Origin of the sequence: Polynucleobacter sp. IMCC 30228 (assembly GCF_021395205.1) — a bacterium.
Taxonomy (GTDB): domain Bacteria; phylum Pseudomonadota; class Gammaproteobacteria; order Burkholderiales; family Burkholderiaceae; genus Polynucleobacter.
Genome location: NZ_JAJVCS010000003.1, coordinates 41,435 through 64,932, shown reverse-complemented (window position 1 = coordinate 64,932; position 23,498 = coordinate 41,435). Strand labels below are relative to the sequence as shown.

At 46.2% G+C, this 23,498-nt stretch carries 19 protein-coding genes and 1 pseudogene; 1 reads left to right on the top strand and 19 read right to left on the bottom strand.

Annotated features, from left to right (window positions below; translation table 11 throughout):
- Positions 1–6: 6 nt before the first annotated feature.
- The 12 genes from LZT21_RS06055 to ndk form a co-directional block, all read right to left on the bottom strand.
- Positions 7–1,191, bottom strand: coding sequence for an ATP phosphoribosyltransferase regulatory subunit (locus LZT21_RS06055; RefSeq protein WP_233989874.1), 1,185 nt, complete (start codon positions 1,189–1,191; stop codon positions 7–9).
- A gap of 101 nt (positions 1,192–1,292) precedes the next feature.
- Positions 1,293–2,162, bottom strand: coding sequence for a protease modulator HflC (gene hflC, locus LZT21_RS06050; RefSeq protein ID WP_233923741.1), 870 nt, complete (start codon positions 2,160–2,162; stop codon positions 1,293–1,295).
- Between the two features lie 5 nt (positions 2,163–2,167).
- Positions 2,168–3,700: an FtsH protease activity modulator HflK gene (gene hflK / locus LZT21_RS06045; protein ID WP_255696440.1), complete on the bottom strand. Its 1,533-nt coding sequence runs from the start codon at positions 3,698–3,700 to the stop codon at positions 2,168–2,170.
- On the bottom strand, positions 3,693–4,949 hold the full coding sequence (gene hflX / locus LZT21_RS06040; protein ID WP_233989872.1) for a GTPase HflX: 1,257 nt from the start codon (positions 4,947–4,949) through the stop codon (positions 3,693–3,695). The genes hflK and hflX overlap by 8 nt, the downstream gene beginning before the upstream one ends.
- On the bottom strand, positions 4,927–5,172 hold the full coding sequence (hfq, locus tag LZT21_RS06035) for an RNA chaperone Hfq (protein ID WP_233923697.1): 246 nt from the start codon (positions 5,170–5,172) through the stop codon (positions 4,927–4,929). The genes hflX and hfq overlap by 23 nt, the downstream gene beginning before the upstream one ends.
- 59 nt (positions 5,173–5,231) lie before the next feature.
- Positions 5,232–6,587 carry a ribosome biogenesis GTPase Der gene (gene der, locus LZT21_RS06030; RefSeq protein WP_233936626.1) on the bottom strand — a complete coding sequence of 452 codons (1,356 nt, stop codon included), beginning with the start codon at positions 6,585–6,587 and terminating at the stop codon, positions 5,232–5,234.
- Positions 6,588–6,611: 24 nt separating this feature from the next.
- Complete coding sequence (bamB, locus tag LZT21_RS06025) at positions 6,612–7,742, bottom strand: outer membrane protein assembly factor BamB (RefSeq protein WP_233923699.1); 1,131 nt, start codon at positions 7,740–7,742, stop codon at positions 6,612–6,614.
- Positions 7,742–8,395 carry a tetratricopeptide repeat protein gene (locus tag LZT21_RS06020; protein WP_233989870.1) on the bottom strand — a complete coding sequence of 218 codons (654 nt, stop codon included), beginning with the start codon at positions 8,393–8,395 and terminating at the stop codon, positions 7,742–7,744. Before LZT21_RS06020 ends, bamB begins: the two co-directional genes overlap by 1 nt.
- Positions 8,396–8,458: 63 nt before the next feature.
- On the bottom strand, positions 8,459–9,766 hold the full coding sequence (gene hisS, locus LZT21_RS06015) for a histidine--tRNA ligase (RefSeq protein WP_233989868.1): 1,308 nt from the start codon (positions 9,764–9,766) through the stop codon (positions 8,459–8,461).
- Between the two features lie 9 nt (positions 9,767–9,775).
- On the bottom strand, positions 9,776–11,053 hold the full coding sequence (gene ispG, locus LZT21_RS06010; protein WP_233923702.1) for a flavodoxin-dependent (E)-4-hydroxy-3-methylbut-2-enyl-diphosphate synthase: 1,278 nt from the start codon (positions 11,051–11,053) through the stop codon (positions 9,776–9,778).
- Between the two features lie 11 nt (positions 11,054–11,064).
- Positions 11,065–12,231 carry a 23S rRNA (adenine(2503)-C(2))-methyltransferase RlmN gene (rlmN, locus tag LZT21_RS06005; RefSeq protein WP_370634794.1) on the bottom strand — a complete coding sequence of 389 codons (1,167 nt, stop codon included), beginning with the start codon at positions 12,229–12,231 and terminating at the stop codon, positions 11,065–11,067.
- Position 12,232: 1 nt separating this feature from the next.
- Entirely contained in the window at positions 12,233–12,658 is a 426-nt protein-coding gene (ndk, locus tag LZT21_RS06000) for a nucleoside-diphosphate kinase (protein WP_233923703.1), read from the bottom strand.
- Positions 12,659–12,947: 289 nt separating this feature from the next.
- Here ndk and LZT21_RS05995 point away from each other — a divergent pair, with 289 nt between their 5' ends.
- Positions 12,948–13,649 carry a Bax inhibitor-1 family protein gene (locus LZT21_RS05995; protein ID WP_233989866.1) on the top strand — a complete coding sequence of 234 codons (702 nt, stop codon included), beginning with the start codon at positions 12,948–12,950 and terminating at the stop codon, positions 13,647–13,649.
- A gap of 132 nt (positions 13,650–13,781) precedes the next feature.
- Here the strand turns inward: LZT21_RS05995 and ggt are convergent, their stop codons facing one another.
- The 7 genes and pseudogenes from ggt to LZT21_RS05960 all read right to left on the bottom strand — a co-directional run bounded on the left by ggt (position 13,782) and on the right by LZT21_RS05960 (position 23,478).
- Complete coding sequence (gene ggt / locus LZT21_RS05990) at positions 13,782–15,335, bottom strand: gamma-glutamyltransferase (protein ID WP_233990078.1); 1,554 nt, start codon at positions 15,333–15,335, stop codon at positions 13,782–13,784.
- Between the two features lie 417 nt (positions 15,336–15,752).
- Complete coding sequence (rlmD, locus tag LZT21_RS05985) at positions 15,753–17,186, bottom strand: 23S rRNA (uracil(1939)-C(5))-methyltransferase RlmD (RefSeq protein WP_233989864.1); 1,434 nt, start codon at positions 17,184–17,186, stop codon at positions 15,753–15,755.
- Positions 17,187–17,197: 11 nt separating this feature from the next.
- Positions 17,198–18,028 (bottom strand): 3'-5' exonuclease, encoded by an 831-nt coding sequence (locus LZT21_RS05980; protein ID WP_233989862.1) that lies wholly within the window; start codon positions 18,026–18,028, stop codon positions 17,198–17,200.
- 12 nt (positions 18,029–18,040) lie between these two features.
- Positions 18,041–18,922, bottom strand: a complete 882-nt coding sequence (locus LZT21_RS05975) for a peptidoglycan DD-metalloendopeptidase family protein (protein WP_233989860.1) — start codon at positions 18,920–18,922, stop codon at positions 18,041–18,043.
- Positions 18,919–19,581, bottom strand: a pseudogene (locus LZT21_RS05970) (protein-L-isoaspartate(D-aspartate) O-methyltransferase); the annotation flags it as partial. The gene LZT21_RS05975 and the pseudogene LZT21_RS05970, both read right to left, overlap by 4 nt.
- Entirely contained in the window at positions 19,569–20,360 is a 792-nt protein-coding gene (gene surE / locus LZT21_RS05965) for a 5'/3'-nucleotidase SurE (protein ID WP_233936621.1), read from the bottom strand. The gene surE and the pseudogene LZT21_RS05970, both read right to left, overlap by 13 nt.
- Before the next feature lie 61 nt (positions 20,361–20,421).
- On the bottom strand, positions 20,422–23,478 hold the full coding sequence (locus tag LZT21_RS05960) for an efflux RND transporter permease subunit (protein ID WP_233990076.1): 3,057 nt from the start codon (positions 23,476–23,478) through the stop codon (positions 20,422–20,424).
- Positions 23,479–23,498: the final 20 nt, after the last annotated feature.

Genomic DNA, 23,498 nt, shown 5'->3' with positions numbered 1-23,498 from the left:
GACGGGCTATTTTACCGACCTTAATGGGCTTACCACCCAGTTTTTACCTTGCTGAACCAATTCTCGATCACACTGGAATTGGGAACTTAAAAATTCCTCCCCCACCTTGATCTGAATCACCACTTCGCCAGCCTCCCTTAATTGGGAAATTTGGGCCAATAAAGCCGCATCAGAAAGCCAGGGTGCACGTATTGCCGGCCGCAGAGCGGATGCCTTAGAAAGACTTGCTAAGGTCAACAAATCGAGTGAAAACCCAGTTGCGGGGCGCGCGCGCCCAAAAGCAGCTCCAACCTGATCATAGCGACCACCGCGCGCAATGGGCTGAGCTAAGTCAGCAATATAAGCCGCAAACGTCACCCCAGTGTGGTATTGATAACCGCGTAAATCTGCTAAATCAATACTCATTTCGGTAGTAGGCGCGAGCTCAGTCATTGACGCGAGCAACGCTTCTAATTGCAATAAAGATTCCTGTACTTGAAGATTATTTGGCAAAGCAAATTCACCTTTGCGGGCCTTTTTTAAAACCTCGCTACTCGGTCCATTTAAATGCGTTAGTGCTAGCAAGGCTTTAGCACAATCGGTGGGCACGGCTTGCGACCAGGCCACCAAACTGGGGCGATCTTTACTTTGCAATAAGCCATATACAGTTTGCATATCTGCAGGCGTTAGCGTTACGCCCTCTAACACGCCAGCCAATACTCCGGCATGCGATAAATCGAGATAGACCTGCTCTTGCCCAGCCAAACGCAGGGTTTGCAATAAAAGTGAAATCGCTTCAGAATCCGCATCCAAACTAGCGCAACCATAAATTTCCGCGCCCAATTGCACCTCTTCGCGCGACGCACTAGTAATGCTGGCGCGGGCATGGACAACCGAGCCCGCATAACATAGGCGGGTTACGCCATCTCGATTTAATAAATGCGCATCGATCCGAGCAACTTGGGGTGTCATATCAGCCCGCAAGCCTAAGGTACGCCCTGAGAGCTGATCAACTAACTTAAAGGTTTGTAAATTAAGGTCCGCACCAGTACCCGTTAACAAAGAATCGAGAAACTCGATTAAGGGTGGGGTCACCAACTCATAGCCATAAGATTGATATAAATCGAGCAAGCGGCGACGCAAAGCCTCTACTTTGGCAGCCTCAGCTGGCAAAATATCAGCAATATCTTCAGGTAATAACCAACGGTTCATGCCTAATATTATGGCTCAACTATGCTTGATGATGGGCAATGCTGGGGAATCTCGCAGAACTCTGAGTCTGCGGCCTTTTAGGCCCTAAAGAGCGGGTCGTCTTATTGGCTCTTTTTATGCAAAAACTTGAAGAACTCACCACTGGGTTCAACCACCATCAAGTCTTTCTTATCTTTGAAAGAGCTGCGGTATGCCTCCAAACTGCGATAAAACTGAGCAAATTGGGAATCCCGACCAAACGCTTCGGCGTATAAGGCGGTCGCCTTCGCATCGCCAGCGCCTTTAATTTTTTGCGCATCCCGATACGACTCAGCCAAAATAACATCGCGCTGGCGCTCGGCATCGGCACGAATTTTATCCGACTCAGCTGCGCCCGTAGAGCGCAATTCATTAGCTACGCGTTTGCGTTCTGCTTCCATGCGTCGATACACTGAATCGCTAATTTCAGCCAATAAGTCGACGCGCTTTAAACGCACATCAACAATTTCAACACCAATATCGGCAGAATCATCGGCTACTTTCTTACGAATTCCCTGCATCACTTGTTCGCGCTGCTCAGAAATAAGTTCACGTACGGTACGTTTCGTAAACTCTTCATTCAAAGCTGAACGAACTAGCTGATTTAATCGATCGACCGCTAAACTTTCATCACCTCTAAAACTCACAAAAAACTTACGCGGATCAACAATGCGCCACTTCACATAAGAATCAACCAAGAGATTTTTCTTTTCGGAGGTAATGAAACGCTCAGCTTCAGGATTATCGATCGTTAAAATGCGGCGATCGAAAAAGCGCACATTCTCAAATGGGGCAGGAAACTTAAATTGCAAACCAGGGTCTTGAATTACCCGCACAATTTGACCAAAGGAAAATACCACTGCAAACTGCCGTTGGTCAACAATAAAAATACTGGAAGCCAATAAATAAATAATGGCAATGAGTCCAATTAAAGCAGCAAGTACGCGATTCATATTCATTAGCGGGCATCCCGATCGCGGCTGCGTAAGCCATCGCGTTTATCAACCGAACTATTACTGCCGCCCGTTGCCGCAGAGCCAGACGCAGGCTGTGCTGGTGAAACCGTGACCGAGCCCGTAGCTGGCAAACTAGGTACTCCAGTAGAGCTACCAACCGAACCCGAACCCATGCTGCTATTGGGTGCTGCCGCAGCCGCCTGGGCACTTTCAGCACTCACTTGCGCGGCAATTTTATCGAGGGGCAAATACAAGAGGCTATTACTCTTAGTGGTATCGACCAAAATTTTCGTTACATTGCTATAGACTTCCTTCATCGTGTCGATATACATCCGATCACGCGTGACTTGAGGTGCCTTTGCATATTCCGTCAAAATTTGTTTAAAGCGGGTGGCATCACCATCAGCAGTTGCAATGACTCGTGCTTTATAGCCTTCAGCCTCTTGCAGTAAACGTGCGCCAGTACCCTTAGCGCGCGGAATAATATCGTTTGCGTATGCTTGACCTTCGCTCTTCAAACGCTCAGCATCTTGACTGGCTTTGACGGCATCATCAAATGCGGCCTGAACTTGTTCGGGGGGTTGCACATTTTGCACGGTCACGCTCGTAATATAAATACCGGTTTTATAACTATCTAAGATTTTTTGAATTGAGATAGCTAAGTCAATGGCAATTTTTTCACGCCCCTCATAAAGCACGGTATCCATTTTGCTGCGGCCCACAATTTCCCGAATTGCCGTCTCAGCAGCCTGAGTTACGGCAATATCCGGATTACGATTATTAAATAAATAATCTGTCGGATTTTTTAAACGATATTGCACGGCGAATTTCACATCAATAATGTTTTCATCTTCGGTCAACATCGATGCATCTTTTAAGTTAGTTGACTTAATTAAGACTGGACGCCCTACTTCAACCGAACGAACGCCCGATAAATTCACAATTTCTTGCGCCTGAATGGGCCAAGGCATACGCCAGTTAATGCCAGGCCCAGCGGTGTAACTGTATTTACCAAAGGTGAGAATCACACCCGCCTGACCTTCTTGAATAATAAAGAAACCACTTAATAACCAAAACAAGACCGCACCAGCTGCAATAAAGCCAAAGCTTGCCTTGCTGGAAAAGGGATTCGTAAAATTAAAATTAAATGGTGCTTGGTTTTTACCGCCGCCACCATTATTCGAGGGCTTATTAAATGGCGCTTTATTTGGCGATGAATTGCCAGAATTATTTGTAGTACTTTTGGGGCCTTTTTTACCGCCAAAAAAATTATTCAGGCGATTATTGAAATCGCGCCAGAGCTCATCCAGATCGGGCGGCCCATCGGTGGGTCGCTCAGGTGGCTTGGAGGGTGGTTGTGGGCTGACTGTGGGTATATTTTCTGGGCTATTTCCTGGAGACCCCTCAGCGGCTGGCGGCTTAGTTTCGCCTGCAGGCGTAGCCTCGCCATTGCCAGAGTCTTTAGCATCATTACTGTTGCTACTATTGCCCCAGCCTGGGTCTTTTACTGAAAAAAGTGCAAGCAGTTTATGCATTATGTGGCGAATAGCTACGGGAAGGGAGGGGATTAAATTCGGCAGAGTCAGGTCGATCGGTTAAGGGAGCTAATAAATCAGTGGCGTTAGTGTGATTTTTGGCTCGGTCATCTTGAGCCCTAATTCTATCAGCCAATTGGGCATGTTCGCCTAAAGCACTACGGAGTAAGTCAAGGCCCAAGCCAGCCTGTGCTGAAAGGAAAATTTGGTTGGGTAAGCCATTATTATCCCTCTTGACAATAGGCCCATGGGCAAAGGTTTCAGGCATTAAATCAATTTTATTCATGATTTCTAGGCGCGGAATGTCAGTAGCCCCAATATCTTGCAAAACCCGCTCGACTTCAGCCCGTTGTTCGCGTGAAACTAAGCTAGCTGCATCAATCACATGCAAAATTAAGTCGGCATGAATCGTTTCATCTAGGGTTGCTTGAAAAGCTTCTACCAATTGATGGGGCAAGTCGCGAATAAACCCCACCGTATCGGACACTACAATCGACCCCGTCTCAGGCAGATGCACTTTGCGTGAAGTGGTATCGAGGGTGGCAAACAATTGATCGGCCGCATAGGCACCAGCCTTTGTTAAAGCATTAAAGAGCGTTGATTTACCCGCATTGGTATAGCCCACCAACGACACTGAGAAAACTTCTTTGCGACTGCGTGAGCGGCGTTGAGTTCGTTGTTGCCGCTGTAACTTCGCCAATTCAAGCTCAAGTCGCTTAGCACGTGTAGCCAACATGCGCCGGTCTAACTCCATTTGGGTTTCACCTGGACCGCCCCGTAAGCCAATACCACCCTTTTGCCGCTCTAAGTGACTCCAAGCCCGCACTAAACGCGACATGCGATAACGCACATGGGCTAACTCAACTTGGGTTTTACCCACATGACTTTGCGCCCGTTGGGCAAAGATATCTAAAATTAACCCGGTTCGATCGAGCACATGGCGCCCCAAGTGGCGCTCTAAATTGCGTTGCTGACTAGGCGATAAAGGATGATTAAAAATCGCCAACTCCGCTTCTTGCTCTTCAAGAATGTGCTTCAGTTCGTTAGCTTTACCAGACCCAATAAATAAAGCAGGATCAGTTTTGCCGCGGCGCCCAATGACATTAGCCACTGGCAATGTTCCTGCGCTTTCCACCAATAAAGCAAGTTCTGCCATGCTTTCGGGAAAATCAGCTAAGCCAGTATCAACGCCGACTAGCACCGCTCGCACAGCGTCAATACTAGTTTTATGCAGAGGGCTCTTCCTCATCTAGGCGAAAAGTCACTGCGCGGGCAGGAACGATAGTAGAAACAGCATGTTTGTACACCATTTGCGTCACCGTATTGCGCAGCAAAATCACATACTGATCAAATGAATCAATATTGCCTTGCAATTTAATGCCATTCACGAGATAAATCGAAACAGGCACATGCTCTTTACGCAAAGCATTGAGAAAAGGGTCTTGCAACATCTGACTTTTATTATTATTCATACCGCTCCTTTAAGCACTAATGGGAGTCTTGATTTTTTCAAACTCAAAACAGAATCTTATTATCGCTTCTTCTTTTTGTCATCATCAACGTAAGGGTTACGATTGGTGCGTAATTCAATACGCATCGGTGTCCCACGGAGACCAAAAACCGCCCTAAACCGCCCTTCTAGAAAGCGTTTATAGCTATCTGTAACGCCAGAAAGGCCAGTGCCATGAATAATCACAATTGGCGGATTCATGCCCCCTTGGTGTGCATAACGCATTTTCGGACGCCCCATCCCCACCCGTTTGGGCTGCTGATGTTCAATAGCCTCAATCAAAATTCGCGTTAAACGCGGGGTGGGCATCTTCGTCGTGGCCGCTTTATACGCAGCATCAACATCTTTGAACAGTTCTTTTAGACCAAAGCCCTTGCGCGCTGAAATCGTATGAACATTGGCAAAATCGAGAAAGCGCAGTTTTTGCGCAATCTCTAAACGGCAACGCTCTTTCACATAAGCGTCGACGCCATCCCATTTGTTTACTGCCACCACTAAGGCTCGCCCGGCTTCAACAATAAACCCAGCAATATGGGCATCTTGCTCAGAAATATCTTGTTGAGCATCCAGCATCAAAATCACCACATTGGCGTCGGCAATGGCTTGCAAGGTTTTCACGACTGAAAATTTTTCAATCGCTTCAAACACTTTACCGCGACGCCGCAAGCCAGCGGTGTCAATCAAAATATAGGGGCGACCAGCACGTTCAAAGGGTACTTCAATGGCATCGCGGGTTGTGCCAGGTTGATCAAAAGCAATCACCCGCTCTTCGCCAATCAGTTTATTTATTAATGTCGACTTACCTACATTAGGACGACCCACCACAGCAATCTTGAGCGGTTTATCTGCACCCAGCACCTCAGCCTCATCATCCTCTTCAGGCACACCCAAGTCATCCAACGCATCCTCAATTAAGCTGCGCACGCCTTCACCATGAGCTGAGGAAATCGGCATGGGATCACCCAGACCTAACTCATGGAAGTCAGCGGTAACAACGCCCGCTGACATACCCTCGGTTTTATTTACTGCCAAAACAATCGGCCGTCCTGTTTTACGTAAGAAATCGGCAATGACACGATCTTGGGGGGCCAAACCTAAGCGCCCATCAACCAAGAAAATCACCACATCCGATTCCGCTACTGCTTGTTTAGTTTGCTTGGCCATTTCCGCGACGATGCCAGTTTTCGCTACAGGCTCAAAGCCACCGGTATCAATGCAAATGAAACCGCGACTACCTAGGCGTCCATTGCCATAATGTCGATCACGGGTTAAGCCAGAAAAATCAGCCACAATTGCATCGCGTGAGCGCGTTAAGCGGTTAAACAAAGTCGATTTACCTACATTAGGCCGACCAACAATTGCAATGACAGGTTTCATGGGACAAGTTTCATAAAGTAAACTTTATTTAGGTTGATAGGCAACTAATTTACCGCCTTGAGACTGCACTAGAACTAGGCCACCGGCGACCACCGGGGCCGACGCAATGGGTGAGGTATCGTGCCGAATGCGCGCCACAATCTCGCCATTCGCCTGTGAGATAGCGTGTAAATAACCTTCAGCGTCACCAAATAACAGCACTCGCCCGATGGCGGTAGGCTCACCTAAGTCACGCCAATTGAGCTTGCTCGTTTCCCAAACCTGCGTTCCGTCTGCGCTCTTAAAAGCCGCTACTTGCGATTTTTCATTGCTAGCAAAAACCAGTTCAGGGCCCTGCGCAGTACCGGTGTAACTCGAAAAATCCTTAGACCAAATTAAATTTCCCGTGCGTACCATGCTACAACCGATCTTGCCTTGATACGATACGGCGCATAATTTATCACCCTCCAAGCTTGGCTTGGCGGATACATCATTTAAACGCTCAATTTCAGAAAATCCTTTTGGAAAAGAAACCGATGTTTCCCAAATCAGGGCCCCATTATTTACCCCAATCATGCCGAAGCGGCCACTCGATAGGCCTGTCACAATTACTTCATTATTAACAAGCAGCATGCCATAACCTACACGCAATGACAGTACCGACTGTTGGCGCTGATAAAACCAACGGCGCTTCCCTGTGAGTACGTCTAAGCCCATAAAACGATTATCGAGCGTGCGAATCACTACGGTGCCAGCGGCCACTATGGGCTCAGTTAATACTTCACTGCCAACTGAAACTGACCACATATTTTTTCCGGCTTCATCAAAGGCATAAACCATCCCCTTAGCTGAAACCGCCACTGTCGTTTTGCCATCCGACCCTGGGCCTACAGCTAGCCTATCGGGCACGCTCACTTCCCAAATCGTTTTACCAGTTTGTAAATCTAGTCTTACTAATTTGCCACTAGCAGAAGCAGCATAGACTGAATTGCCAGCTACCATCGGATCAAAATAATAGGGTTCGGACGAGCCAACATTCGCTGCCCAAATTTCTTTCATTTCAAATTGATTAGTCACTGCCGTCAGATCGTTAGGCTTGCGAGTTCGCGAAGAGCCCGAGCATGCCAGCATTGAACATACTAGCAAAGCGAGTAAAGCAAATAAAGCCCTACGCATTAAACACCACCTACAGCATCCAGTTTTACCTTTAATAAGCGGCGGCTTTCATCGGGCAATTCTTTTGCTTGCAGCATCATTTTCCACGCGGTTTGATAATTCGTGCGCGCCTCAGCTATTTTTTGTTGTGATAAATACCAATCGCCACGCCGCTCTATCCATAAAGCCTCAAAGCCACTAACCGGTTTTTCTTTTAATAGTTGGTCGGCTTCAGTTATCGCCGCATCACCGCCCTGTTCAATTAATTGGGCTACCAAGCGCATTTTGGCTACCCCTGCATATGCAGAATCGGTTGCTTTAGTACTTGTCCAGCGTAAATAGCTTAGCGCCTTTGCTGTATCGCCTGCATCTGCAGCAATTTTTGCGCCAACTAAACCCGACATGGCCGCATAACTTGTACGTCCAAATTGATTTTGTAAATCGTCTACTGCGCGAAAGATTTGTTCTTTATCACCTTTGGCCACCGCACTCAACATGGTGCCGTACAGTTTTGAGGCCTCCATTGCTTGATTATTTTTCCACCATTGCCAACCACTATAGCCCGCATAAGCTAATAAAATAGCAGTTAATAAGCCAGTCAATAACTTGCCATACTTTTTCCAAAAGTCTTTAAAGTTATCTAAATGTTCTTGTTCTTCTAGGTCCAGTGGCATAACAATCCGTAAGGTAAACGTAAATTAAATAAATGAGTAAAGTGGGATCAAGGGCAGGCTATTTTATTCCGAAGCAGAAACTAAGGCTTCAATCATGGCATCCAAGACCTGATTTAGCGGAACTGCATATTGCTTACCCAACCCGCGTAAGTCTTTAATTTGGGCTTCACTGCGCGCCAATTCATCAGGGCCAATAATTACAGCAAAGGCGGCACCACTCGCATCGGCTTTTTTCATTTGGGATTTAAAGCTTGCCGCTTGGCCATCGGGGGCACAAAATAAAACAACATCCATGCCAGCACTGCGCAATTGTTCAGCAGCAATAAAAGCGGCCGTTAAGGTTTCACCACCCTGATGTAAAACATACACATCACACACTGCCTCGGCTTCGGGGACTGATCCTGAGATGGCCATTAGTTCAAGCACGCGCTCAATGCCCATCGCCCAACCACAAGCGGGTGCCGCTTTACCCCCCATTCGTTCAACCAAAGGATCGTAACGCCCACCCCCAGCAATAGTGCCTTGCGCCCCAAGTTCAGTAGTGACCCATTCAAACACGGTGAGGTTGTAATAATCTAAGCCGCGTACTAACCGCGGATTAATTTTGCAGGGAATATTCTGGGCTTTTAATAAAGCCTGTACCGCAGCAAAGTGTTGTAGCGATTCTGCGCCAAGAAAATCGAATAAACGTGGCGCTTGTTCAAGCAGTTCTTGCATTGCTGGATTTTTAGAGTCTAAAATTCGCAGGGGATTAGTCAGTAAACGACGCTGCGAATCTGCGTCTAAGGCTGCAGTATTTGCCGTGAAATACTCGACTAAAGCTTCACGGTGGGCAGCGCGCTCAGCTGCTTGGCCCAAAGAATTTATTTCAAGATGTACGCCCCGTAAACCTAACTCATCCCAGAGTCGTTGCCCCATGACGATAATTTCAACATCGATGTCAGGACCCGCAAAACCTAAGGCTTCAACCCCAAATTGATGAAACTGTCGATAGCGCCCACGCTGCGGACGCTCGTGGCGAAACATGGGTCCCATATAGCATAGGCGTTTAGGTCCGTCGTACAGTAAATTATGTTCAATGACTGCGCGCACAACTGCGGCGGTTCCTTCGGGTCGCAAAGTGAGTTGCTCTCCATTCAGGCGATCTTCAAAGGAATACATCTCTTTTTCTACAATGTCGGTAACCACGCCAATACCGCGCTGAAAAACTTCAGTAGCCTCAACAATCGGGGTGTTTATTAACTCATAACCGTAAGCGCGGGTTAAATCGTACAATATTTTTTCTAAATGTAGCCACTGCTTTGCCTCAGTAGGCAAACGGTCATTCATACCCCGCACGCCCGCTAGTTTTTGAATTTTTTGCGCACTCATTTTACGTAATTAGCTTGCCGAGCTACCATAGTGTGACTTCACATAGTCTTCTACAATCACCTGAAACTCTTCGGCAATACCGGTACCACGTAAGGTTTTCACTTTGACACCATCAACAAATACTGGTGCCGCAGGGGCTTCCCCAGTGCCAGGCAACGAAATACCGATATTGGCATGCTTGCTTTCACCGGGTCCATTCACAATACAACCCATCACCGCCACATTCATATTTTCAACTCCTGGATGCGATTTTTTCCAGACTGGCATTTGTTGGCGCAAGTAAGATTGAATTTGGGCTGCTAATTCTTGAAAAGTCGTACTGGTCGTACGCCCACAACCAGGACAGGCAATGACCATAGGCGTGAAATTCCGTAAGCCCATGGTTTGTAAAATTTCCTGAGCCACGATCACTTCATTTTCGCGCGGTGCACCAGGGTCAGGTGTCAGTGAAACCCGAATGGTATCGCCAATCCCTTCTTGCAACAAAATGCCTAAAGCCGCGGTCGAAGCCACAATCCCTTTACTACCCATGCCTGCCTCGGTTAAACCTAAATGCAAAGGATAATTGCAGCGGCGGGCTAAATCGCGATACACCGCAACTAAATCTTGTACACCACTCACCTTGCACGACAACATAATTTGATTTGGGCTCATACCTAATTCAACAGCCTTAGTAGCCGATTGCAAGGCTGACTGAATTAAAGCTTCAATCATCACTGCTTGCGCTGTTTTAGGCTCAGCAAGCATTGCATTTTCATCCATGATCTGGGCTAACAGCGCTTGATCTAAGCTACCCCAATTCACGCCAATCCGAATTGGCTTGTGATAACGGCAAGCGACTTCAATCATTTGGGCAAATTGCGGATCGCGTTTAGCGCCCTTACCCACATTACCCGGATTAATGCGGTACTTTGATAACGCCTCTGCACAGGCTGGAAAATCGTTTAGCAAAGTGTGGCCGTTGTAATGAAAATCACCAATCAGCGGGGTAAAAATACCCATCGCATCTAATTTTTCGCGCACGTAAGGCACGGCTGCGGCAGCCTCAGGCGTATTGACCGTAATACGCACTAATTCAGAACCGGCACGCGCCAATTCTTTTACTTGAATCGCGGTACCAAGTGCATCAACCGTATCGGTATTAGTCATTGACTGCACGCGCACTGGTGCATCTCCGCCCACGGTAACATGTACATCTTGCCAAGATACGGTTGCCTGCAAGGAACTGCGCCGCGGCGCAGGGCCGAGGGGCAGACAAGCAGAATCAGGAGTAGTACGCATATCCATCCTGTTAATAATTAACGTTCCAACCATTGCACAGTTTGCTCGCCCAGTGCTGCATCAACCGTGCGCTCACGAACTTTAGTACGGTCAATAATATCGCCTGCGAGCTGTCCGCAAGCAGCTGCAATGTCATCACCACGGGTTTTGCGCACCGTCGCAATCATGCCCGCTTCTTGCAAGATATTACTAAAGGCAAAAATCCGTTGCGGCGAAGAGCGAGTTAAGCCCGACTCAGGAAAAGGATTAAACGGAATTAAATTGATTTTGCAACGAATGCCTTTTAGTAATTGCACCAGCTCTCGTGCCTGCGCATCTTGATCATTGACTTCATTAAGCATGCAATATTCGAAGGTAATAAAGTCGCGCGGTGCATAAGGTAAATAGCGCTCACAAGCGGCTAGCAATTCTTTCAGGGGATATTTTTTATTCAGCGGCACTAGCTGATCGCGTAAGGCATCATTCGGCGCATGCAAAGACACGGCTAAAGCCACTGGGCAATCCTGTGCCAAGCGATCCATCATTGGCACTACCCCCGAAGTTGAGAGGGTCACTCGACGGCGTGATAAACCATATGCGTGATCATCTAACATTAAACGTAAGGCCGGCAAGACGTTATCGTAATTGAGGAGGGGCTCACCCATACCCATGAAGACTACGTTTGATACCACTCTGCCCTCGTGAACATAACCTGGAGTGGGATATTCTTCAATGCGTTTAATGGCGTTAGGGTCGGCGCGCAAATGATGCTCAGCAAACCAAAGCTGGCCAATCATTTCACCCGTGGTTAAATTCCGCGAAAAACCTTGATACCCAGTTGCACAAAAAGAACAATTCACCGCGCAACCTGCCTGCGAAGAAATACATAAGGTACCGCGATCATCCTCAGGAATAAACACCATTTCTACGGCATTACTGCCGCCCACATCTAGCAACCATTTACGGGTGCCATCCGTCGCTAGCGCTTCATTTAAAACAGGTAGTGCACAAACTTCGGCCTGCTCGCTTAGAGTCTGGCGAAACCCCTTGGCTAAATCGCTCATGAGAGCAATATTGCCAACGCCGCGTTGATGCACCCAATTCAGCAATTGTTTTGCCCGAAATGGCTTTTCATGCAGACCCACAATGTACGCCTTCATTGCCTCGGCGTCTAAATCTAAGAGATTGATGCGGGGTGAATTCACATTAACGATTAAAAATAGTCATGCCAGGAAAAAAGAAGGCAATTTCTACCGCAGCAGTTTCAGGGGCATCAGAGCCATGTACTGAATTAGCATCAATACTGTCAGCAAAGTCGGCGCGAATCGTGCCCTTATCAGCTTTCTTTGGATCAGTCGCGCCCATTAACTCACGATTCTTTGCAATGGCGTTTTCACCTTGCAATACTTGAATCATCACCGGACCAGAAATCATGAACTTGACTAAGTCGTTAAAGAAAGGCCGCTCTTTATGCACAGCATAAAACTGCTCAGCTTCCGATTGCGATAAGTGCGCCATTTTCGAGGCCACTATTTTGAGCTTAGCCGCTTCAAAACGCGCGTAGATTTGCCCGATGACGTTTTTAGCTACTGCGTCGGGTTTAATAATAGATAAAGTGCGTTCCATTGCCATGCATAACTCCAGTACTGAATCAAAGATCGTAAAAAGCAGTGTTAGAGCCCCAAAAAGGGCATCCTTGCTGCAGATGCTGAAAGCTGCGTCGCTTAGCAACGCCCATAGAATTATACATCCCTAGACCATCTTACCTTTAAGGGTAAATTAGCTAAGTGATTGAATTTACAGGGGATAACCCCTTTAGCAGTACTATCTTTACGAAAGCCCTTGAAATTAACCTATTTTGTCTATACTTAATACACAAGCCAATTTTTGGCTTAGTTAATTTAACAATGAAGGGGTCTCAATGAGCGATTTAAACTCTTTTGGCTTTGGACAGTCTGGTTCTGTAACAAGTCTGCAAATCCGTAACCGGGTTTTGCGCAATACCTATGCTTTGCTTGCTCTCTCGATGGTGCCTACCGTCATTGGCGCTTGGTTGGGAGTTGCAATGGGGTTTGTACCTTTTGCTGGTAGTCCTTTCTTAGGTTTCATCGTCTTTATGGCAGTTGCCTTTGGCTTCTTCTGGGCTATAAATAAGAATAAAGATACTGGCATCGGTGTTTTGCTTCTGCTAGGCTTTACCTTTTTTATGGGTCTCATGCTGTCAGGCCTAATTGGCTTTACCCTCAGCAGCTATAGCAATGGCGCTACCTTAATCATGCTTGCCTTTGGCGGCACTTCCTTAATTTTTGCCACCATGGCAACTATTGCAACTGTTAGCAAAAGTGATTTCCAAGGTATGGGCAAATGGCTCATGGTTGGCGTATTGCTCCTCATCGTGGCTTCCTTGGCCAATATCTGGTTGCAATTACCTGCACTCATGCTGACGGTGATGATTCTAGCAATTGCCATTTTCTCAGCCTTTATTTTGGTTGATGTGCAACGCGTTATTAATGGCGGCGAAACCAACTATGTAATGGCTACTCTAGCCATCTACCTTGATGTCTATAACGTCTTCACCAACTTGCTGGCTTTATTTGGCATCATGGGTGGGCAGCGCGATTAGACTCAATTAGCGACTGCTTACGCTAGCAACTAAAAAGCACCTTTCAAGGTGCTTTTTTCTTTCTATCATCTTAATAAACGCTGATAATTCCCTAACGTCTATTATCTTCATAATGAACTAGGTTTACTTTGTCTATAAGCCTAGTGCCCTTCCATCACTTCTTGGATCATGTGCACCACTTATTTGTTTAGCCTGCTGATCAATGACGATTGCACCTGGATGTCCTGCTAAGGGGCTTTGAGCTGTTATTACACTCATTTCGTGACCACGCTTACCCAATTCTACAAAAACTGCATCCCCGGCATCTTGTTCCAACTTTAAGGAATCTCTAGTATCAGAGAAAGTTTTTCCCAATAAAAAACGAGGTTTAGCTAATGCAGTTAAAGGATCCATTTTGTAATCAATCAAACGTGTAAGCACAGCAGCTAAAGTTTGCGGCTGTCCATCAGCACCTTGAGTGCCATACAGAATATTTGGCTTGCCATTTTTCATGTACATACCTGGATTTAAAGTATGGAATGGTCTCTTTCCAGGCTCGAGACGATTTAAGGATTTTGGATCCAAGGAAAATGATGCGCCACGGTTGTGCCAAATCATACCCGTATCCCCAACCTGCATGCCGCTACCCCAATCATAATAAATAGTGGTTAACATTGAGGCGCAATTGCCCTGTGCATCTACTGCTGCAAGAAAAACAGTGTCACCGGTTTTATATACATAAGGCCAAGGCATTGCAGCATTCATTTTAATTTTTTTGGCTTGCGCATCTAAGTAAGCAGACGATAATAAACGTCCACTGGGTACTTCTACAAACTTAGGATCCGCTACAAATTTATTTCGATCAATGAAGGCCAGCTTTACAGCTTCAACCAAGAGATGATAATAATCAGGGCTCCCTTCTGGAATTTTTGAAAGGTCAAAACGCTCTAAGATACCCATTATTTCTAAGGTTGTTATTCCCTGAGTCGGCGGCTGATTTGCTAATAAAGTTCCACCTCGATACTGGACGCTAAGGGGTGGCTCAATTTGAGCTTGTGTTAATGCTAAATCTTTTGCAGTTATTGGGGATCCCACATCCTTTAAGCCCTTTGCCAAAATAGCAGCTAGCTTCCCCTCATAAAAATCACGCGGGCCATACTCTGCAATCATCTCGATTGTCTTAGCGAGCTTTGCTTGCTTAAAAATTTGACCAACTGTGGGCACCTTACCATCTATCAAGAAGCCGCTCTCAACCCCAGGAAGTGTCCCCATTTCTTTTAGGCGAAAATTTAACCAAAAAACTTCTGACTCTGAGACTGGAAAACCATCTTTAGCCAGCTTAATCGCTGGTGACAATAAGGAAGCCCAAGATTTCTGACCTTTAAGATCTTTTTTACTAATCTCATAAGCCTTGCCTAAAGTATCAACATACGCTGCGCTTGTAAGCATCGACTTTGGCCCACGAAATGGAATACTTCCCGAATAGCCATTGATATCTTGTGGGGCTTGACCAATACCAGAAATAGTTTGCGCCTTACCATTAGCATCGCTAATAATTACAAAAGCATCTCCGCCGTATCCAGAAAAATGGGGATAAGTGACAGAAAGACATGAGGAAATGGCTATCACAGCTTCAATTGCATTGCCGCCAGATTGAAGTACATTCAATCCTGCTTGAGTTGCCAACTCATGTGGGCTAGTAACCATTCCTTTTGAAGACTTAGCGAGAGATCCTTTGGTGGCTGATTGGCCGAAAGAAATGCCTGGAAAAGAAGCTGCCAAGGCAGTTAATCCAGTTGTTTGCACAAATTGACGGCGCGTAAAAGATGCAAAATTATAGTTTTTATTTTTCACTATTTCCTCTTTTTTATTTTTAAGTGTCTCTATTTTTAATAAGTACCCCAAACATATAGTACAGGAATAGATTGAAGTAAAAAGTTCGGTCGTATAAGGTAATCCCTAGGTGCCAAATTAAGATACCCTTTGCGGCTAATAGCTCTTTTGAAGATCTTTACATCTCCACGATTCATCACATGATCTCACGTCCGATTCGCCGAGCATTAATCCATTCATCATCCTCCTTAGACCGCTTAGCTTGAGGATTACATTGTGCTAATAGTTCAGCTAAGGATAGTAAGGATGATCAATGGGTAAACGCTCAAACACCGCAATCGATTCAATATGTGAAGTGTGAGGAAACATATTCACGATGCCAGCCTTAGTCAACTCGTAGCCAGCTTCGCCCAAGAGGATTGCAGTATCGCGCGCTAGCGTCTTCGGATTGCAAGAGACGTAAACAATACGTTTGGGTAGAAAGGATAAGGCGGTAGCATCGCCGGCGAGGCAATTCTTTTGTAGCTCTCCTAAGGCTTGGCACAGGGCCATCGCCCCCTCTCTAGGGGGATCAATTAACCAGCGGTCTGCTGGCCCCCATGAACGCACCATCGCTGCATCAGCTGTAAATAAATTGGCCAATTGAAACTGGGCCATATCAGCCAACCCATTATGTTTTGCATTACTATGCGCTCGCAGAGTTAAGGCGTTGTTACCCTCAATCCCCAAAACTGCTTTGGCTAAACGCGCTAAGGGTAAAGTGAAATTACCGATGCCACAAAATAAGTCCAGTATTCGTTCATGGGCTTGTGGTGCCAACAAGCGCATTGCCAGGCCTACTAAAGCACGATTCATCGCATGATTCACTTGGGTGAAGTCAGTGGGTAAGAAAGGCATTTCAAGCCCAAATTCGGGTAGTCGATAACTTAAGCCACCCTCAGTAGGATGAAATGGTTTGGCAGTATCGATGCCGCCAGCTTGTAACCACATCCATACGGAGTGTCGCTCGGCAAAGATGCGCACCAGGTCAAGATCAGCAGAACTCAGTGGCACCATGTGGCGCATCACCAAAACTGTTACCGGCTGAAATGCATTGGTGGTATTACCCTCACCTACTGCTAATTCAAATTGCGCAATTTCATCGGGAATCGAGAGTGCGTTCACCAAATCCCGCAAAGGAAGTAATAAAGCCGAAACCGGCGGGGGCAATATTTCACAAGCTAGCATGTCGGCCACATACCCGCTATTGAATTCATGAAAGCCCACTAGGGCAGTACCTTTTTTAATCGAGCGATTCACTACACTTAAACGCGCCCGTTGCCGGTAAGCCCAATTTGGTCCATTTAAGGGGCGAAGTATTTCTGCTGGTTTAGCACGGGCAAGATGCCAGAGATCATCCTCTAAGACTCTTTGCTTCATCGCAATTTGTGCAGCCATATCAAGGTGCTGCATGCTACAGCCCCCGCAAATTCCAAAGGCTGCGCAACGCGGCTGAGTCCGAAATACCGCGGGCTTGAGGATGTGGATGACTTTGGCCTTGGCAAAGCGGGCTTTATCACGGGTAATTTGATAGCTAACCAATTCGGTTGGCAATGCGCCACGAATAAATAGCACCTTGCCAGCTTCGCCAGCAGGCGCATCTAGTGCGGGTGGCAGCCTGGCAATGCCCTGCGCTTCTAAATCAAGTGATTCAATCCAAATTGGCTCACTCACTAGCTCAGACATGCCGCAAGCACTTAAGCGGCATCCGCAAAACCAGCAAGGTATTCCTGCCAAGCTGCGCCGTGTGGCTGCTTCGATTCCTCTTGTAAATAGGCGCGCACAAACCGTAATTCTTCGGCATATTCTGCGGGAGAAAAACCGCCTCGCATTAATTGAAAGCGGCAATACATTAAATACGTGTTCACGACGTCGGTTTCGCAATAGCTGCGAATCTCAGGTAAGCGACCCTCTTGATAAGCGCCCCAAACTTGGCTACCATCCATGCCCATTTTTCCAGGAAAACCACAGAGTTTTGCTAAGCTGTCTAACGGTGCATTGGCGCGCGGATTAAATTTAGCCAAAATATCCATCATGTCAAGATGCCGTAAGTGATACCGCGAAATATAGTTATTCCATTTAAAGTCGCGGCTATCGCTGTCTTGGCTTTCGCCCATCTCCCAGTAACGTGCGGCTTGCACTTCCTGAACCATGGCGCGGTAATGCAAAACCGGCAAATCAAAGCCGCTACCATTCCATGAAACTAATTGCGGCGTATATTTTTCAATTAAATCGTAAAACGCCTGAATTAAAGTTTTCTCATCGTCACCCACTTCGCCTAAAGATCCCACTTTAAATTGCGGTAAACCTTCTTTAGTGGTACGACGAATCACGCATGAAATCGCCACAATTCGTTGTAAGTAGAGCGGTAGAAAATCACTTCCCGTTTTCACAGTTCGTGCTGCCATCGCTAACTGTGCTACCTCGGCATCAGCAATGGTAGTTGGGTATTCTTCTAAACGGCGTAAACCAGCCACATCGGGAATAGTCTCAATATCAAAGACCAAAACGGTTGCACCGACACGCATGAAAATAGCTAGTTATTGTAAAAATTGCATTGGATTAACCGGCTTACCATTCACGCGTACTTCAAAATGCAACTTCACTGCATTGGTATCCGTATCACCCATTTCAGCAATTTTTTGCCCTTTGCGTACGCTATCGCCCTCTTTCACTAACAAGCTCTTGTTATACGCATAGGCCGTTAAATAGGTATTGTCATGCTTCACAATGACCAAATTACCATAACCTCGCAGACTATTGCCGGCATACACGACCTTACCATCTGCAGCCGATTGAACTGGCTCGCCTAACTTGCCGGCAATATCTATCCCTTTATTTTTGCCTTCACTAAATTCTTCTACTACCTTACCTTGCGCTGGCCAAGATAAGCGAATACCTGGCTCGGCAACTGGAGAACTACTGGCATCACTCTTCAGGGGGTCAGTTTTTATGGTCTCAGTCTTGGTAGTATCGGGTTTTAAAGCAGCAGTCTTAGCGGCACCAGTGCCTCCAACTACACTTTCACCAGCAGGTAATTTTTTACTCGCTGCACTCGCTGCACTAGCTGATTTACTAGCAGTAGGTGATTTAATTAATAAAAGTTGATCCACTTCAATTTGATTCGGGTCGCTTAAATTATTCCAAAGCGCAATATCTTTATACGATTGACCATGATCTAAAGAAATGCGCAACAGGGTATCGCCTCGCTTCACCCGATAATAACCAGGAGGGGTTGGTTCATTAGCCATTGCAGAGGAAATGCTCGCATTACGATCGTTAATGGGCGCAGGCTTTGTACGGGGCGTAGAACAGCCAGCTAAAGCCAAACCCACTGCCAAAGTAATTGCTAGCGGTGCAGTTGAGGCTAAAGCGCGCTTTAAATCTACAGAAAATAATGGTTTAACAATCAATCGTTTCATATCACCCCCGATTGTAAAGGGACAAAAAAGACCTCGTCAAAGGCGGTTCTTTGATAGCGTTGCGAGCTAACTCGTTCAATCAGTAATAACTGCTGCAGATTGGCATTGCGGGCTACTGGGGCAATTAAGCGCCCGCCAATCGCCAATTGATCTAATAAAGCATCGGGAATACCGAGCCCTGCGGCTGCCAAAATAATGGCATCAAAGGGTGCAGCTTGGGGCAGGCCCAAAATGCCATCGCCGTATATGAGGCGTAAATTATTAATCCGAAAGGGTCGTAACTTCGCCCGAGCTAAATCATGCAAAGGTCGTATCCGTTCAATTGAATACACTTCTGTAGCTAACAAACTCAAGATCGCAGCTTGATAACCACAACCCGTGCCAATTTCTAGTACCTTGCCTAGGGGATGTTTGTTTTTATGTAAAAGCTCAATCATGCGTGCCACCACTGATGGCTTAGAAATGGTTTGCTGATGACCAATGGGTATGGCGGAATCTTCATACGCTTGCGCATGTAGACCCGCATCCATAAAGGCATGTCGTGGCACCGTAGCAATAGCTTCAAGGGTTTTCAGGTGCTTTACCCCACTAGCGGCAACTTTATCGGCAAGTGCTTGGCGGTGACCAGCATGCCGTGAAGTCGCCTTCAACCCCGATCCCAGCCGTTGGCACGCATCGCTGCTAAGCGGGCGTGGTGAGTTAAATCAAGCTGCATCGGTGTTAGTGAAACACAGCCATCGGCAATTGCACTAAAGTCAGTACCTGCCGAGGCATCTTTAGCCACACCGGCTGCCCCAATCCAATAAATGAGTTCTTCACGAGGATTTTTTTGCACTACTACGGGCTCAGAGTGATGACGGTTCCCCAAGCGAGTGACTCGCCAGCGCTGTAAATCGGCATAGCTTTGGTTCGGTAAATTCACATTCAATAAGGTTGCTATCCCTTTTTCAGAGCCAATCGGGTTCGCCAATAAATGCGTAACAATATCTTTAGCAATCGCTGCTGCATCATCAATACGAGCCCAACCACGGTCGATTTGTGAAAATGCCACTCCTGGCACGCCAAACATGACCCCCTCAATTGCCGCTGCCACCGTGCCTGAATAGAGCACGTCTTCACCCATATTTTCGCCCTGATTAATACCCGAAACAACTAAATCGGGGCGCTGATCTAAAAAACCGGTCATAGCAATATGCACACAGTCAGTGGGAGTGCCGTTAATAAATAAGAAACCATCACGCTCACCTCCCGCTACGCGATGAATCGATAAGGGACGCGATAAAGTTAATGAATTCGAGGCGCCACTGTGATTTTGCTCTGGTGCAATCACAGTAATGCGCCCCAGTGGACGCAAAGCATTAACCAGAGCAAGTAAGCCTGGGGCTAAGTAACCATCATCATTGGAAACTAAAATATGTAAATCGGTATCGGTAGGCATTAATATTGAGAATCTAAAATTAGCGCATTAAAAAGTAAAATTGATAGTCGATTCAATCAGGCTAAATGACCGGTGCATTGGGTAATGAACGACCTCTAAACCAACTATAAATCACGGGTAGGACCAATAAAGTCAGAATCGTCGTCGTTACCATGCCACCAACAATAACTAAGGCTAGCGGACGCTGCGCTTCAGAGCCGATTGAATGCGATAAAGCAGCCGGTAACAAACCAAGCCCCGAAAGCATCGCTGTCATTAAAACGGGGCGTACCCGTAATGATGAGCCTTCAACCATGGTGTCTTTCATTGCCGCCAAATCATCCGACATCGATTTATTAATGAAGGAAATTAAGATCACTCCATCTTGAATCGCAATACCAAATAAGGATAAGAAACCAAAGAAAGCTGAAATACTTAAAGTTTCGCCGGCTAGATGCAAGGCTAGAACCCCGCCAATTGCCGCAAAGGGTACATTAATCATCACAATTACTGCGTCGCGGAAGTTACCAAAAGCACTCACCAATAACAGGAAAATACCTAACAAAGCTAATGGCACAATAATCATTAACTTTTTCTGCGCTTGCTTCATTTGGTTAAATTGCCCATCCCAGCTAATCGAATAGTTTGCTGGCAAAGTGATGTTCTTTTGAACCAGCACTTGTGCATCTTCCACCGCACTGCCTAAATCGCGTCCACGCACGCTAAATTTAATCGCGATATAGCGCTTACCAGCTTCACGATAAATAAAGAAAGGGCCATCACTTAAACTCACTTTAGCCACCATCGACAGCGGAATTGCTGCGCCCGTGGGCGAGTCAACTAAAAGTTTCGAGACATCCAACACATCATTACGACTTGCTTCATTTAAGCGCACAGCAATACCAAAAGTTTTTTCATCTTCGAGCAAATTGGTAACTGGCATTCCCCCAATGGCATTAGCCACGATCGTTTGAATATCATTCACATTAATGCCATAGCGCGATGCTTTCTCGCGATCAATTTGAATGTTTAAGGTAGGCTGCCCTAACTCTTTCAAAATACCTTCATCAGCCACCCCAGAAACTTTTTTCAGCTCATCAATAATCTCGCGGGCTTTCAAATCTAAGACCTCTAAATCAGGGCCATAAATTTTCACTGAGTTTTCACCCTTAACACCAGATAAAGCTTCGTTAACGTTATCTTGAATGTATTGTGAAAAACTATAATTAATACCAGGAATTTTATTTAATTCTGTTTCTAAATGTTCAATCAGTTTTTTCTTGCTCGAACCTGCTGGCATTTTGTCTGGGGCTTTTAAATAGAGCCCGTATTCCTGGTTAAAAACCCCCGTTGAATCAGTGCCATCATCTGGACGACCAATTTGTACGGCTACTTTTTCAATTTCACCTTGCTTCAAAAAGATGCCGCGTAATTCATTAGCAATTTTGATTGAATAACCTAAATCTACTGTATTTGGCAAAGTTACCCGTAGCCAAATATTATTTTCTTCTAGGGTAGGCAAAAAAGCCGTGCCAAGCTTAGTCATACTAAACAAAGTTAAACCCAAAATAAACACTGCAATCGCTACAACGGTGCGGGGACGGTCCATCCAGCGCCGCAATAAAGGCTTATACCCAGCTAACAAACGCGTAATAAAGCGGGGTGGCTTGTGATGTAAGTTTTCCCCAAAAATTAGGGAAATCATCGCAGGTAAAAAAGTCAGGCTTAAAACCATGGCTGCAATCAGCGCAAAGCCCATGGTGAAGGCCATCGGCTTAAAAATAATTCCTTCTACCCCGCCCATGAAGAATAAGGGGGAATAAGCCACAATAATGATGCTGGTGGAATAAATCATGGCGCGTTGTACTTCACTAGTAGCAATGATGATGCTTTGATTTAAGCGCTTACCCCCCTCCTCTAAATGGCGCATGACGTTTTCCGTCAAAATGACTGCTGAGTCAACAATCACCCCGAAGTCGATTGCACCCAAAGAAATTAAGTTGGCTGGCACACTCCAAATATGCATCTGGATAAACGAGACACATAGCGCTAAAGGGATAACAGCCGCCACGACCGCGGCAGCGCGCAAATTTCCTAAAAATAAAAATAGAACCGCCAGTACTAAAGAGATCCCAAAAAATAAAGTGTGCTTAACCGTACCAATCGTAATATCTAGCAACGCCTGCCGATCATAAAATGGTATTACTTGAATGCCGGGTGGCAAAATATGTGAATTGATATTTTTGATTTTGTCGCGTACCCGAGCCAACACCTCAGTAGCATTTTCACCCCGGCGCAAAAATACAATGCCTTCAACGGCATCGGCGTTCTCTCCGTATTGAAACATACCTAAACGTGGCGCAAAACCAATCTCCACTGTCGCTACATCACCAATCCGAATAGGTACGCCTTGGTTTACGGCAACCACAACCTGTTTAATGTCTCCTATATTTTTAAACAGGCCAACACCCCTCACCACAAACTGCTGCTCCCCCGCTGGCAATAAACCGCCGCCTGCATTGCTATTGGCGTTACTAAGGGCAGCAATAATTTGCGACACGGTTACCCCTTTTGATTGCAGACTCTCAGGTGTAATAATCACTTGATATTGCCGCACCTTACCGCCAAAAGATGAAACATCAGCTACCCCAGGGGTTTGTTTCAGCTCTTTATAAATCTCGTAATTTTGTAAGGTTTTTAAGCGAGTTGGTGAAGCAAAATCGGATTGCACGTGGTAACGCATAATTTCACCCGTCGCATCTGAGTCGGGGCTAATGCTCGATGAAACGCCAGCGGGAAAAGTTACGTTACCAAGATTAACAATAAACGTTTGACGCGCTTTAAAAGGATCAGTTGTATCGGTAAACTTTAAGGTAACAACCGATAAGCCGAATAAGGAAACCGAACGAAAAGCCTGTACGCCTGGAATACCCGCAAGGGCATTCTCAACCGGAATAGTGACTTGCTGCTCAACTTCGGAGGTACTTCGCCCAGGCCATTGAGAAATTGCCTGAATGGTTAATGGCGCCACTCCAGGGTAGGGCTGAATTGGTAATTGACTCAGGCTAAACATACCTAAGCCCAATAAACCAATTGAAGCCACAATAACGATCACGCGCTTTTCAAGCACGCCTCCCATAAAGGAAGAAAACAGGCTCA

Coding starts and splice junctions, on each gene's coding strand:
- LZT21_RS06055 (WP_233989874.1), bottom strand. CDS start 1,191: ATGAACCGTTGGTTATTACCTGAAGATATTGCTGATATTTTGCCAGCT.
- hflC (WP_233923741.1), bottom strand. CDS start 2,162: ATGAATCGCGTACTTGCTGCTTTAATTGGACTCATTGCCATTATTTAT.
- hflK (WP_255696440.1), bottom strand. CDS start 3,700: ATGCATAAACTGCTTGCACTTTTTTCAGTAAAAGACCCAGGCTGGGGC.
- hflX (WP_233989872.1), bottom strand. CDS start 4,949: ATGAGGAAGAGCCCTCTGCATAAAACTAGTATTGACGCTGTGCGAGCG.
- hfq (WP_233923697.1), bottom strand. CDS start 5,172: ATGAATAATAATAAAAGTCAGATGTTGCAAGACCCTTTTCTCAATGCT.
- der (WP_233936626.1), bottom strand. CDS start 6,587: ATGAAACCTGTCATTGCAATTGTTGGTCGGCCTAATGTAGGTAAATCG.
- bamB (WP_233923699.1), bottom strand. CDS start 7,742: ATGCGTAGGGCTTTATTTGCTTTACTCGCTTTGCTAGTATGTTCAATG.
- LZT21_RS06020 (WP_233989870.1), bottom strand. CDS start 8,395: ATGCCACTGGACCTAGAAGAACAAGAACATTTAGATAACTTTAAAGAC.
- hisS (WP_233989868.1), bottom strand. CDS start 9,766: ATGAGTGCGCAAAAAATTCAAAAACTAGCGGGCGTGCGGGGTATGAAT.
- ispG (WP_233923702.1), bottom strand. CDS start 11,053: ATGGATATGCGTACTACTCCTGATTCTGCTTGTCTGCCCCTCGGCCCT.
- ndk (WP_233923703.1), bottom strand. CDS start 12,658: ATGGCAATGGAACGCACTTTATCTATTATTAAACCCGACGCAGTAGCT.
- LZT21_RS05995 (WP_233989866.1), top strand. CDS start 12,948: ATGAGCGATTTAAACTCTTTTGGCTTTGGACAGTCTGGTTCTGTAACA.
- ggt (WP_233990078.1), bottom strand. CDS start 15,335: ATGGTTACTAGCCCACATGAGTTGGCAACTCAAGCAGGATTGAATGTA.
- rlmD (WP_233989864.1), bottom strand. CDS start 17,186: ATGTCTGAGCTAGTGAGTGAGCCAATTTGGATTGAATCACTTGATTTA.
- LZT21_RS05980 (WP_233989862.1), bottom strand. CDS start 18,028: ATGCGTGTCGGTGCAACCGTTTTGGTCTTTGATATTGAGACTATTCCC.
- LZT21_RS05975 (WP_233989860.1), bottom strand. CDS start 18,922: ATGAAACGATTGATTGTTAAACCATTATTTTCTGTAGATTTAAAGCGC.
- surE (WP_233936621.1), bottom strand. CDS start 20,360: ATGCCTACCGATACCGATTTACATATTTTAGTTTCCAATGATGATGGT.
- LZT21_RS05960 (WP_233990076.1), bottom strand. CDS start 23,478: ATGGGAGGCGTGCTTGAAAAGCGCGTGATCGTTATTGTGGCTTCAATT.